We start from the raw sequence: 13256 nt of genomic DNA on the forward strand, positions 1-13256 counted from the left end.
TTACGGACTTCCTCCTAGTGTAGTAATGGGGAAAACGCATCGCTTAGTGGGCGAAAGAGGGCGGCTATCCAGTCCCCCGGATTCGGGATGGGGGCATTGAGCACTTTGGCACAGGCGAGGCTGATACCGAAAATAAGCAGGATGGAAAAGACGATCAAATCTTTGCGGTAGCCTGGACGCCGAAGGGAGGGCACTTCCAGACAGGCAAGGAAGATGCCGGCCAGTAAAATCCCAAAAACCCCCCACATGAGCCCACCCCGCCTTCTTTTGGAAAAATAGCAGTCATACGTACCAGTATGGACGAAACGGCAAAATGGACATACGTAGTGAGTCAAAAGAACCGCTTGTCTATGGTACAATAAGGAGAAAGAGAAAGGGGCGATTGAAAGTGAATCCCGTCGTTCATTCCCATCGCTTGCGTGTCCGCTACGGCGAAACGGATCGAATGGGTGTGGTTTACCATACGAATTATTTAAACTGGTTTGAGGTCGGACGTACCGAATTCATTCGTCATGCGGACTTAACCTACCGCCAGCTGGAGGAGCAAGGCATCCTTTTGCCATTGACCGACGCTGACATTTCTTATAAAAGACCGGCAAAGTATGACGATGAGGTCGAAGTACGCACACATGTGTCTGAGATCAGTCCGGTTCGCCTTACTTTTTCCTATGAGATCGTGAGGGTGGATGATTCGGAAGTACTGGTGACAGGCAGGACCATGCATGTCTTTACGAACGCCGAGTTTAAGCCGATTCGTTTATCGCGTACGGAGCCAGACTTATACGAGTGGCTGGCGAAGCAGCATGCTGGTGTGACTGTCGGGTAGGCTGCGCGCTGTCCAGACTGTCCAGGCTATTCAGCAGAAAGGGGTGGCGAGCATCATGTTCCGTATTCTTGTGGTTCTGTTCATTGTAATTCCGGCAATCGAACTGTGGGGGCTGATTTCCATAGGGAGTATTATTGGCGGCTGGAACACCGTCGCTCTGGTGATCCTGACTGGCGTCGTCGGGGCATGGCTCGCCAAGCAGCAGGGGATTGCGGTCATTCGAACTCTCCAGTTTGAGCTCTCGCGGGGGCAGATGCCCACAGAGACGCTCCTGGATGGCGCTCTTGTGCTGGCAGGCGGTATCCTGCTCATGTCGCCAGGGTTCTTCTCGGACGTTGTGGGGCTGATTCTGCTGCTCCCGTACACGCGTCTGATTATCCGGCACTTCTTGAAAAAATGGCTGTGGTCCATGATTTCCACTGGGAAAATCCAGCTTTTGTTTCGCAGATAAAGATAGGCAGTTAGAAAAACCGCTCGCAGGCGTAATGCCCGGAGCGGTTTTTCGTTGCTTATGTATGTTTGCCCTTGATGTACCCCCATACGTCCGAAAAGACATTCGCTTTGACCAAGGCGTTGATCATCACAAGCGCGACGGGTCCGATAATAAGTCCCAAAAATCCGAAGAGCTGCAGGCCGACAAACAGGGCAACCAGCGTCAGCAGCGGGTCGAGACCCACGTTTTCAGCAACGACTTTCGGCTCGATGATTTGGCGGAAGATCAGGACGACGGCGTACAGGATCGACAGCCCGATCACGAGTGTGTAGTTGCCTTTGAAGAACAGGTAAATAATCCATGGAACGAAAACCGTCCCGGTACCCAGATAAGGCAGCAAATCCACAAGCCCGGTAATCAGCCCGATCGTGATGGCGTATTCCACACGCATGATTAAAAGCCCGATGATGACGATGGCGGCTGTCAGGGAGATGAGTGTCAGCTGTGCCTTCAAAAAGCCGACCAAGGCATTGCGTAGATCTCGAAAGATTTGGTCGATCCGGCTATTGAAGCCTTTCGGCAAAATGCGGCGAAAGCGTGCTTCCCACAAGTGAAAGTCTTTGGAGATAAAGAAGGCACCCATCAGGGAAATGACGGATACGGTTGCCATGTTCGGCAAGGAAACGAGGAAATTTTTAAGACCATTCAAGAACGTAACAATCAGATCTTGCCCGGTGTGTGTGATGGTCGAGATCCCGCTGCCGATCGTAGCATCCACTTTTAACTTGAAGTCAGGATCAAGCTGCGTGTAGATCCATTGGATTTGATTGTATAGCCCCATGAGAAACTCCTGGGAAATCGTCCGCTGCAGATAATCAGAGAGTTCAGCCGCAAAACCAGGTAGACGTTTCGCAAGCTCGCCAATTTCTACGACTGTCTCTGTCACGACTAGAGTAACCACACCTACGGCCAGAAGCATAAGGAGCAGAAGTGAGATCGTCACGGACAACCAACGAGGGATTTTGAACTTCCTCGTCATGAACGTAACGGGCCGGTTGATCAGGAGCGCAATGACTAAAGCAATTAGAAATGGGTAAAGTAAGGGTGTTGCAAACTGGAAGACCCAGATTCCCAGATAGACAAGCACGCAAACCCATAAAAACCGAATGATTTGGAACAATCTCTCCACCCAGTTTTGCTGATTCAAAGTGTTCTCCTTTCTGTCCCATTCATGAGGGCGAATACTTATGTAACTATTATGCAATATGCGGATAGGTCGAGCAAGTTAACGAAAAAAACAAAACCGGGTTTCACCCTTTGAAACATTTTTTCGCCAACCTTATTCACAAAACTGCAATAATCTTTTATAATTGGGTCGACTTGAGTGGATTCTTTTCTCTCTCCATGCACCAACTTCTGACTGCGTGGATGACATTCTATACAAGAGTGGTGGATGAAAGAAACCGCTGCCTGCAAAATTTATATAGCTTTACGTCACTGCGTGTTCCAGTCAGCGGGACAAGCGACGACTGGTCAGGCATTATTACTTAAGTGGAAAAGGAGAGGGAGTTCTATGACAGCAACCCGTGGACTGGAAGGCATCGTTGCAGCCGAATCATCAATCTGTTCGATCGTAGATGGAGTTCTCTGCTACGGCGGGATCAACATCGATGAGCTAGCAGAACATGCAACTTTTGAAGAGGTTGTATACTTACTCTGGCATGGAGCGTTACCGAAGCGTGATCAGCTGGAAACTTTGAAAAAGCAATTGGGCGAGTCTGCCGCAGTACCTGCGGAAGTGATCGAAAGCATCCGCAACTACCCACAAGGCATTCACCCAATGGCTGCTTTGCGCACAGCTGTCTCTTCGCTAGCGCTCTACGATACAGAAGCGCAGGACATGTCTACTGAAGCCAACTACAGAAAAGCAATTCGCCTGATGGCTCAAACTCCTACCCTGATCGCAGCCTATGCACGCCTGCGCAATGGCCTTGAGCCAGTTGCTCCAAAAGTTGAGTACACCATCGCGCAAAACTTCCTGTACATGCTCAAAGGGGAAGAGCCTACTGAAACAGCTGTAAAAGCTCTGGATGTAGCTTTGATCCTGCATGCTGACCATGAGCTGAACGCGTCCACTTTTGCAGCGCGTGTAACCGTTGCCACTCTGACGGATATCTACTCCGGCATCGTGTCTGCAATCGGCACACTGAAAGGCCCTCTGCACGGTGGTGCGAATGAAGCAGTAGCAAAAATGCTGACAGAAATCGGCAGCATGGACAAAGTAGAAGGCTATGTACGCAGCAAACTGGACAACAAAGAAAAAATCATGGGCTTCGGACACCGTGTATACAAAGACGGTGACCCACGTGCGAAATGGCTGAAACAAATGTCCAAAGCACTGACTACCCAAATCGGACGTCCTGAGCTGTATGAGATGTCTGTAAAAATCGACGATATGGTTACCGGCGAAAAAGGCCTGAAGCCAAACGTGGATTTCTACTCCGCATCTGTTTACATTTCACTGGGTCTGGAAATCGATCTGTTCACACCGATCTTTGCAATCAGCCGTATGTCCGGTTGGACTGCACACATCATGGAGCAGTATGAAAACAACCGTTTGATTCGCCCACGCGCGGATTATACGGGTCCTGTGAATCAGCACTATGTGCCGATCGACCGCCGCTAAACCAATCATTTAGCGCAGCTTACACTCATTGCTTTTCCGAGCGTGTAGGAACAGGTGATCTTTCCTGTTTCAGGAACGGGTGATCTGTCCCGTTCCTGCTGGAGAACTACCACCAACCGTGGTAGTTCTCCCTACGTCTGGAAATAATCCTATTACAACTATTTCAACTCTGGAGGGGTTCCTGTGTTTAAAAACCTGACGCAACCAACTGCTGGTGAAAAAATCACTGTTGATAACGGCAAACTGGTAGTACCTAACAATCCAATCATTCCTTTCATCGAGGGCGACGGTACTGGTCCTGACATCTGGAATGCTTCTGTACGCGTTCTGGATGCAGCTGTAGAAAAAGCATACAAAGGCGAAAAGAAAATCGCTTGGTTCGAAGTATTCGCTGGTGAAAAATCCTTCAACCAATTCAACGAGTGGTTGCCAGAAGATACCCTCACTGCTGTTCGTGAATACCTGATCGCAATCAAAGGTCCTTTGACGACTCCAGTTGGCGGCGGTATCCGCTCCATCAACGTAGCGCTGCGTCAAGAGCTGGATCTGTATGCATGCGTACGTCCTGTTCAATACTTCGATGGCGTTCCATCTCCTGTAAAACACCCAGAACTGACTGACATGGTCATCTTCCGTGAGAATACCGAAGACATCTACGCTGGCGTAGAGTGGGCTGAAGGTACTCCAGAAGTGAAAAAAGTGATCGAGTTCCTGCAAAAAGAAATGGGCGTGAAGAAAATCCGCTTCCCAGAAACTTCTGGTATCGGTATCAAGCCTGTTTCCAAAGACGGTACAGAGCGTCTGGTTCGTGCAGCGATCAACTACGCAATCGATAACAAACGCAAATCCGTTACCCTGGTACACAAAGGTAACATCATGAAGTTTACCGAAGGCGCGTTCAAAAGCTGGGGTTATGCAGTGGCTGAAGCAGAATACGGCGACAAAGTGTTCACTTGGGCACAATACGATCGCATCAAAGCTGAAGGCGGCGACGCTGACAAAGCACAAAAAGAAGCAGAAGCAGCTGGCAAAATCATCGTAAAAGACGTGATTGCTGACGCGTTCCTGCAACAAATCCTGACTCGTCCAGCTGAGTACGATGTAGTAGCTACCCTGAACCTGAACGGTGACTACGTATCTGACGCTCTGGCTGCTCAAGTAGGCGGTATCGGTATCGCTCCAGGTGCCAACATCAACTACCTGACTGGACATGCGATCTTCGAAGCAACGCATGGTACAGCTCCTAAATACGCTGGATTGGACAAAGTAAACCCATCCTCCGTGATCCTGTCCGGTGAAATGATGCTCCGTCACCTGGGTTGGAACGAAGCAGCTGACCTCTTGATCAACTCCATGGAAAAAACCATCTCTGCGAAAACAGTAACGTATGATTTCGCACGTCTGATGGATGGCGCAACCGAGCTGAAATGCTCCGAGTTTGCTGACGCTTTGATCAAAAACATGTAAGATAGAAGTTGTACTTGATTGGATAAGAAACCACACATTTGGAGGGGATTATTCATGGCTTTCCAACGCAAAAAAATTGCGGTGATTGGTAGCGGCTTTACAGGTGCAACTACAGCATTCATCCTGGCTCAAAAAGAACTGGGTGACGTCGTTCTGGTTGACATTCCTCAGTTGGAAAACCCGACAAAGGGTAAAGCACTGGACATGATGGAATCTGCTCCGGTACTCGGCTTTGATGCAACCATTACAGGTACGGCTGACTATGCAGGCATCAAGGATGCTGACCTGGTTATCATCACAGCAGGGATCGCACGCAAGCCTGGTATGTCCCGCGATGATCTCGTAAACACAAACGCTGGCATCATGAAATCCGTAGCGGAGCAGGTAAAAACGCATGCTCCTGCCTCCATTGTTATCGTTCTATCCAATCCGGTCGACGCGATGACCTACACATTCTACACCACGTCCGGCTTCCCGAAAGAGCGCGTCATTGGTCAATCCGGTGTACTCGATACCGCTCGTTTCCGTACCTTTGTGGCTATGGAACTGAACGTATCCGTAGAAGACGTGACGGGCTTTGTATTGGGTGGTCACGGCGACGACATGGTTCCGCTGGTACGCTACTCCTACGCGGGTGGTATTCCACTGGAAACCTTGATTCCTAAAGATCGTCTGGATGCGATCGTACAGCGTACACGCACTGGCGGGGGCGAAATCGTCAACCTGCTGGGTAACGGTTCGGCTTACTACGCTCCAGCCGCTTCTCTGGTTCAAATGGCGGAAGCAATCTTGAAGGACAAGAAGCGCATTCTGCCTTCCATCGCTCTGCTGCAAGGCGAATACGGCTACCAAGATCTATACCTGGGCGTACCGACTCTGCTCGGTGCAAACGGTATCGAGAAAATCTTTGAGCTGGAACTCACTGCTGAGGAGAAAGTAGCTCTCGACAAGTCTGCTGACTCCGTACGCAACGTACTGGCTGTTTTGAAATAAAGATCACAAACGCTATACAAAAGGCGCCTTTCATCTGGAAGGCGTCTTTTTAAATGCCCGGAGGAATAATAGACTACAATGACGTGAAAATCTGAACAACAGGGAGAGGGGATTGCCTGTCATGAGAGTCCACATCAAACGCGTACCCGATGGGAAAATAACCCTGCAGGAGACGTCAAAGATAGCCATCATCACCATCAATCGACCAGCTGCTCGCAATGCGCTGACCGCAAATATGTGGGGAGAGCTGGCTCGTTTGGGGCGACTGGCGGGCCAATCGTCAAAAGCAAAAGTGATCCTGCTGCGCGGCACACCGGGCCAATTTACGGCGGGGGCAGATATCAAAGAGTTTTGTGAAATGTCGATTGAAGAGGCAGAGCATGCTTTTCAACAGATGGAAGAAGCCATCCGTGTTTTTGAAAATGTGCCCATGCCAGTCGTGGCAGTGGTGGATGGCCCAGCGATGGGGGCAGGCTTTATCCTTTCATTGGCTTGTGACATGCGCGTAGGGACGGCGAATGCGAGAATGGGGATACCGGTAGGCAAGCTGGGCATCACCATCGGCCCATCCTTTCTGCAGAGAATCATCAGACTGATTGGACCCAGTCGCGCTACTGAACTGATCTACACAGGAAAGGTAATAGAAGCACAGGAAGCATTGCGAATCGGCCTGCTGAATCAGCTGCTCCCTTCTGAGGACTTGGACAAAGCAGCATTAAGCCTGGCGGGTACGATCATGGAGCAGTCCGGTGCCGTCCTGCGAGCGGTCAAGAAAGCCGCTCAGCTGAGCCAGTGGAAGCAGGAGGGGCCATGGAGCTTTGTGGATCCCGTCGATTTTCCTGAGGGCTGTCTTGCATTTGCCGAAAAGCGAAAGCCCCGCTTTTCGACATGACGTAAATGGATTGTTAAGGTGTCTTTACAAAAAAATAACTTGTCTTTCGTAACTCCGATTTGGCAGACTGAGAAGGTAGAGAGAAGAAAAGCGATTCCATACGATCCAGTTCTATGCCAGCAACAAGGTAACACTCTAGGGGGAATTTTACATGATTAAAGTATTAGTAGTGGATGACGAAGCTTCCATCGTGAAGCTGTTGCAATTCAACTTGGAGAAGTCCGGATTTCAGGTGGTAACCGCTTTTGACGGAAAACAGGCATTGGACATGGTGAAAAGCGAACAGCCTGACTTCATTATTCTTGATTTGATGCTGCCCAAAATGGATGGCATGGACGTGTGTAAAACCTTGCGCCAAGATCGGGTAAACACCCCGATCCTGATGCTGACAGCGAAAGATGATGAGCTGGACAAAATTTTGGGACTCGAGCTGGGGGCAGATGACTACCTGACAAAGCCGTTCAGTCCGCGTGAGGTCGTTGCACGGGTGAAGGCGATTCTCCGTCGGATTCAGGCGACTCCCGAAGTATCCGTTACCCAGGAGGATATCGTCCTGCAGTTCGGGGATATTCGCATCTATCCGGAAAAATACGAAGTGTTTCGCAAAGACGCCAAAGTCGAACTGACGCCAAAGGAATTTGAGCTTCTTCATTATTTGGCCAGCCACCACGGACGTGTATTGACCCGGGATCAGCTGCTCAATGCTGTCTGGAACTACGACTTTATCGGCGACTCCCGTATTGTAGACGTGCACGTCAGCCATTTGCGTGAAAAGCTGGAGGATGACACGAAGAATCCACGCTACATCAAAACGGTTCGGGGGCTTGGCTATAAATTGGAAGGGTAACGGGAGGCAATACTTTTGACTCGTTTTCGCATCAAACTAACCTTGACCATTCTCGGCTTGATCTCACTGGTTCTGCTGCTAATGGGGATGTACTTCGCAAAGGTCCTGGAGAACTCCTACCTGCAGTCTCTAAATGAGCTTCTGTCACGGGAATCGAAGCTGATCGCCCAGGCAGTTCAATTTCCCGATGTTTTCTCTGATAGGAAGACACTGGAGCAGCGTATTCTACAAGTTGCCCCAACGGATGAAGTGAGACTCACCCTGATCGACACCAAGGGAAATGTGCTTTACGACAATTCCACCTATGCCCCGGAGATGGAAAATCATCATGACAGGCCAGAGTTTCTTGCCGCCTTAAAGGGTGAGACGGGCATTTCGCGTCGTTACAGCGAAACACTCGGTCACGACATGATGTATGTAGCTGTTCCGATCATACAAGACAGGCAGATCGTGGGTGCCGTTCGCTCCGCCATGTCTATGAAGGATATTACGGATACCATCCACAACATGTGGTACAGCTTGCTTACAGGACTTTTGGTTACACTTGTGGTGGGATCGATTGTCGTTTCTCGCATTTCTTTTTCTATTATTCGACCGATTGAGGAAATTACCCGAGTAGCCCGCAATATTACGCAGCGACAATACGAGAGCCGCGTCAGAATCAAGGCAAAGGATGAGATTGGTCAGCTAGCCGGTGCCATCAATTTCATGGCCTCCAGCCTGGAACAGCAGATGTACGAAATCTCGGAAAATCAGCAGCGTCTATCTGGCGTACTGACGAACATGACGAGCGGGGTTATTTTTATTTCCGAACAGCGGCGGATCATGCTGGTCAATCCGGCCGTAGAGAAGCTGCTCGGGACGGCGGGTCACGAAATCGTAGGAAAGCTGCACATCGAGGCAGGTAAAAGCTTTGGGCTTAGCAAATATATCGACCGCTGTCTGGACAACAGCGAAAAGTTCCGGGAAGAAGTACACATTTACTACCCGCAGGAGCGTGTGCTGGATGTCAACTTCGCCCCCTACATCAACTTCAAAGGGGAAGCGCGAGGAGTAGTCGTGGTGCTCCATGACATTACAGAAATTCGCCGGCTGGAGAAAATGCGCAGTGATTTCGTCGCCAACGTTTCCCATGAGCTGCGTACTCCGATTACTTCCATCAAAGGCTTTACGGAGACTCTCCTTGAGGGAGCGATGCAGGATGAAGAGACCTGCCGCAACTTCCTGCAGATCATTTCTGATGAAAGTGAACGGCTCTATCGGATGATCCGGGATATTTTGGACTTGTCCAAGATTGAGCAAAAACGTTTGCCACTGCAAATGAATCAGGTTCATCTGCAGGAACTCATCACGTCAGCTGTAGCGATCATGAATGATCAGGCACAGCGTAAGCAGCTGTCGATCGCATTGCCGAATCAGACGCCTGAGATTTTGCTCATGACTGATCGGGATTGTCTGCAGCAGATCGTACTCAACCTGCTTTCAAATGCGGTCGCCTACACCCCCGAGGGAGGGGCCATCACCATCCATACGGAACAAAATGCACAGCGAGTCTTGATCCAAGTATCCGATACGGGCATTGGGATTCCAGAAAAGGACATTCCACGTATTTTTGAACGGTTTTATCGGGTAGACAAAGCGCGCAGCCGCGACTCTGGAGGAACAGGGCTGGGTCTTGCGATCGTCAAACATCTCGTAGAGAATTTGCATGGGCAGATCAGTGTGCAAAGCAGGGAAGGGCAGGGAACGACATTTACGGTCACGCTGCCGTTCTTGTAAAACCTTTACACAAAGATCATATTGCCTTCACCGACTCTATACAATCCCCTTGTACTATTTGTCGTGACAGATAAAAACACATGCGAAATGGATGCGCGATAGAGCAAATAAAGGGGGACGAGGATATGTCACGACATGCTTTTGAAGAACAGCAAGACGTCCTGCACCGCAAGCTGATGACGATGGGAACGCTGGTAGAAGAAGCGATTCATAAATCGATCAAAAGCCTGGTCGAGCGGGATGTGCAATTGGCTGAACAGGTCATTGGCAACGACCATGTGATCAACGAGCTGGAGCAGGAAATCCAAAGCGAATGCTTTCGGCTGATTGCTCTGCAGCAGCCGGTGGGGAGCGATTTGCGCCGCTTGGGGACGATGCTCAAGCTGGTGACGGATCTGGAGCGGATGGGCGATCACGCAGTTTCGATCTCCAAGACGACACGACGACTCATGGCAGAGCCGTACGTCAAGCCGCTCATCGATATTCCATTGATGGCGGATCACGTCAAAGCGATGGTACGTGATTGCTTGAATGCGTATATCGCACGCAACAAAGACGCGGCAGAAGAAATCGCAGCACGCGATGATATCGTCGACAAGTTGTTTTCAACGATCTTCCGCGACCTGATGGAAGTCATGACCAAAAACGGTACGGCGATCTCCCAAGGGACACATCTGCTTCTGGTTGCCCAATATTTGGAGCGGATTGCCGATCACGTGACGAATATATGCGAGTGGATTATTTACATGTCCACCGGCAAAATGACGGATTTGAACAAATAAATAAAAACGATAGTCATGGATGGAATAAGTCGTTGCGAGCATCGCTTGCATCGGCTTTTTTGTTTGTGCAGCGAAGGCTCCTCCAAAAGGCGTGCCTGAGCCAAGTTTTCTAACGTTGACGGAAGGAGGCAGATGCCTAATTGTGTCTTGATGCATACAATACAGGGATTTCACTTGCATCAGGAAGTACAGGAGGGAATGGCTTTGACAAAGAGAGAGCGACATATTTATGCTGCAGGAAACACAGCGCGAGGGTACCGGACGTTTTACGATTCGGTATTGGAGGGCATCGGACGAATTTACTACCTGTCTGGTGTCGTAGAGGGCATTACGTCTCCTATCATCGAGAGCATCGGCAAAGAGATGGGCAGAAAAATAGAGCAGGTGGAGTGGATTCATTCCCCTTTTGAAAATGGAAAATACGATGGTGTCATCTTACACGACTGGAAGGTTGCGATCATGGATAGCAGCTATCCGAGGCTATATCGGCCGCAGGCACCGGGAGTCATTGAGATTCATGTAAATCTGCAGACCGCATTGAACGTGGACCTGCTGACTCCCTACGCGGTTCAAATCGCAGGGTGGTTCGAAGGCATCGACAAAAAAAGCCAGGAGGCGTATGCGGCCTATGGGGAGGCGCTGCGAATCCACGACGAATGGGAGGCTCCCTACATTGAAAACCTGGATCGCGAAAAAGCCGATCAGGTTACGGAAGAGCTGAAGGGCTTGCTTTTTGCCGGAGAGCCTCTGAACAAGACCGCCCATGTCAGACGAATGTATCTGGGTGCAGCCACGCCTCAGGGGCCAGTCGACCACATCATGAAGCTGACGGATCATCTGGACAAACGATACTTCATTAAAGGACGCCCTGGATCAGGAAAATCAACCATGCTGAAAAAGCTGGTCGCTGAAGCGCAGAAGCAAGGCCTGGACGTAGAAGTTTACCACTGTGGTCTGGATCCGCACAGCTTGGACATGGTGATTTTGCCGGAAAAGAGCGTGGCGCTCTTCGACAGTACAGCACCACATGAATACTTCCCGAGCAAGCCATCCGATGAAGTTGTAGACATGTACGAACGAGCGATTACCCCCGGAACAGACGAGAAGTACGCAGATGAACTGTTCGACATCAAAGCCCGGTACACGCAAAAAATGAAAGAAGGGACAGCTGCACTCGCAGTGGCGAAGGAGCTGCGTGATCAATTGAATGCCATCTACATCGAAGCGACCGATCAGCAGCGGCTAAAAGCAGTAGCCCAGGCCATCATGAGCCGACTGGCGAGGATGTGAGCCGCCTTTTGGTGAGCAGTGAGCCGGTTTTTGGTGAGCAGTGAGCCGGTTTTTGGCGAGCAGTGAGCCCCCCAACCAAATAATCGCATGAAACCCGAAAGGCTGCTCATACTACACATAGGAGGTGAGCAGCCGGATGGGTTATGCTTGGACTCTGGCTTTGCTGATGCTGGTCAATCCCCTCGATCCCATTCCTTTTTTGCAAGTAGAGATGGAAGGGGAGACGGTCGCGATGCTGGATAGATCCGACTACACCGTGCCATGGGAGGGCGTGCCTACCGTTGATGAAAACCATCTGAGGATGACGATGGAACGGTTGGGAAAGAAAGTGCACGTCGAGCCAATCAATGCGACGATCAACGAAAGTGGCGCTGTCGTTCCGGACAAAAAGGGACGAAAGCTGAATGAGACGGACTTTCTACAGCAATTCTATGAATATTATTACGGAACAGGCTCAGGAACGCTGAAGGCTACCTACCAGGAGATTTACCCCAAGGTAGATCAAGCCTTGATGGCACAGGTGCGCAAAAAAGTGATTGGACAGTATACGACCTACTTTAATTCGGGCAACCGAAACCGTTCACATAATATCGCGCTAGCCTCACAGGCGATCAACAACACGGTGGTCTTGCCTGGTGAGATCTTTTCCTTTAACAAGGTGGTCGGCAAGCGTACGAAAGCAAAAGGCTATCTCCAAGCCCCTGTCATCGTCAGAGGAGAGCTGTCGGAAGGAATCGGTGGAGGCATCTGCCAGGTTTCCTCCACGCTTTTTAATGCGGTGGACAAGGCTGGTTTGCAAATTGTCCAGCGCTATTCACATAGCAGGCACGTCGCTTATGTGCGGCCAGGACGGGATGCTACTGTTAGCTGGTATGGCCCTGATTTCGTCTTTCAAAACAAATACGCCTATCCCGTCTTAATCCGGGCGAAGGCGTATGGCGGGAGTATGTATGTCTCGGTGCATTCCTTTCCAGAGATCGAGTACGAGCCGCGTCACGTACCGAGTGTAAGCCGCAAGACTCCGGAGGAAGGACCGGCAGCACCACCGCTGCAGACTCCACCCATCACGAATGAACCGACAGCACCTGAGTAAGGTGCTGTTTTTGCGTTTTCTTTGCACTTTCCCCTCCAAAAGGGTAAAGCGGTTCCAATGCTGCAAGGACGCAACTTCTGGCGGAAGAGCGAAGTGAGATTTTATTGAGATTTTATTACTTAGTTAAAATTTAAACAAAAGAAATAGTTGCCACGGAACCAAAAAAGT

General features: G+C 50.1%; 13 protein-coding genes. 11 read left to right on the forward strand and 2 right to left on the reverse strand.

What is annotated here, in order from left to right:
• Positions 1–14: 14 nt before the first annotated feature.
• A complete protein-coding gene (locus ACLIN2_RS07840) occupies positions 15–248 on the reverse strand; it encodes a hypothetical protein (RefSeq protein ID WP_327930318.1) in 234 nt (77 codons plus the stop codon).
• A 140-nt stretch (positions 249–388) separates the two neighbouring features.
• Between ACLIN2_RS07840 and ACLIN2_RS07845 the strand changes: the two genes are divergently transcribed.
• On the forward strand, positions 389–826 hold the full coding sequence (locus ACLIN2_RS07845) for an acyl-CoA thioesterase (protein WP_122959830.1): 438 nt from the start codon (positions 389–391) through the stop codon (positions 824–826).
• Positions 827–881: 55 nt separating this feature from the next.
• The gene (locus tag ACLIN2_RS07850) at positions 882–1277 is read left to right on the forward strand and encodes an FxsA family protein (RefSeq protein ID WP_310228924.1); all 396 of its coding nucleotides are present in this window, start codon (positions 882–884) and stop codon (positions 1275–1277) included.
• 58 nt (positions 1278–1335) lie between these two features.
• Here ACLIN2_RS07850 and ytvI read toward each other — a convergent pair whose 3' ends face one another.
• Complete coding sequence (ytvI, locus tag ACLIN2_RS07855) at positions 1336–2466, reverse strand: sporulation integral membrane protein YtvI (RefSeq protein ID WP_411503701.1); 1131 nt, start codon at positions 2464–2466, stop codon at positions 1336–1338.
• 366 nt (positions 2467–2832) lie between these two features.
• Between ytvI and citZ the strand changes: the two genes are divergently transcribed.
• The 9 genes from citZ (at position 2833) to ACLIN2_RS07900 (ending at position 13088) form a co-directional block, all read left to right on the forward strand.
• Entirely contained in the window at positions 2833–3945 is a 1113-nt protein-coding gene (gene citZ, locus ACLIN2_RS07860) for a citrate synthase (protein WP_092266108.1), read from the forward strand.
• 183 nt (positions 3946–4128) lie between these two features.
• Positions 4129–5412, forward strand: coding sequence for an NADP-dependent isocitrate dehydrogenase (gene icd / locus ACLIN2_RS07865; protein ID WP_400584361.1), 1284 nt, complete (start codon positions 4129–4131; stop codon positions 5410–5412).
• Positions 5413–5466: 54 nt separating this feature from the next.
• Positions 5467–6405 (forward strand): malate dehydrogenase, encoded by a 939-nt coding sequence (gene mdh / locus ACLIN2_RS07870; protein ID WP_411503702.1) that lies wholly within the window; start codon positions 5467–5469, stop codon positions 6403–6405.
• A 121-nt stretch (positions 6406–6526) separates the two neighbouring features.
• Positions 6527–7297: an enoyl-CoA hydratase/isomerase family protein gene (locus ACLIN2_RS07875; RefSeq protein WP_122959717.1), complete on the forward strand. Its 771-nt coding sequence runs from the start codon at positions 6527–6529 to the stop codon at positions 7295–7297.
• A 151-nt stretch (positions 7298–7448) separates the two neighbouring features.
• Entirely contained in the window at positions 7449–8144 is a 696-nt protein-coding gene (locus ACLIN2_RS07880) for a response regulator transcription factor (RefSeq protein WP_092266104.1), read from the forward strand.
• 15 nt (positions 8145–8159) lie between these two features.
• Positions 8160–9923 carry a two-component system histidine kinase PnpS gene (pnpS, locus tag ACLIN2_RS07885; RefSeq protein ID WP_411503703.1) on the forward strand — a complete coding sequence of 588 codons (1764 nt, stop codon included), beginning with the start codon at positions 8160–8162 and terminating at the stop codon, positions 9921–9923.
• Between the two features lie 125 nt (positions 9924–10048).
• Positions 10049–10705: a phosphate signaling complex protein PhoU gene (gene phoU, locus ACLIN2_RS07890; protein ID WP_092266102.1), complete on the forward strand. Its 657-nt coding sequence runs from the start codon at positions 10049–10051 to the stop codon at positions 10703–10705.
• A 204-nt stretch (positions 10706–10909) separates the two neighbouring features.
• Entirely contained in the window at positions 10910–11995 is a 1086-nt protein-coding gene (locus ACLIN2_RS07895; protein WP_411503704.1) for a PRK06851 family protein, read from the forward strand.
• 136 nt (positions 11996–12131) lie between these two features.
• Positions 12132–13088, forward strand: coding sequence for a VanW family protein (locus ACLIN2_RS07900; protein WP_411503705.1), 957 nt, complete (start codon positions 12132–12134; stop codon positions 13086–13088).
• Positions 13089–13256: the final 168 nt, after the last annotated feature.

Origin of the sequence: Brevibacillus centrosporus, from assembly GCF_046622605.1 — a bacterium.
GTDB classification, from domain to species: Bacteria; Bacillota; Bacilli; order Brevibacillales; family Brevibacillaceae; genus Brevibacillus; species Brevibacillus centrosporus.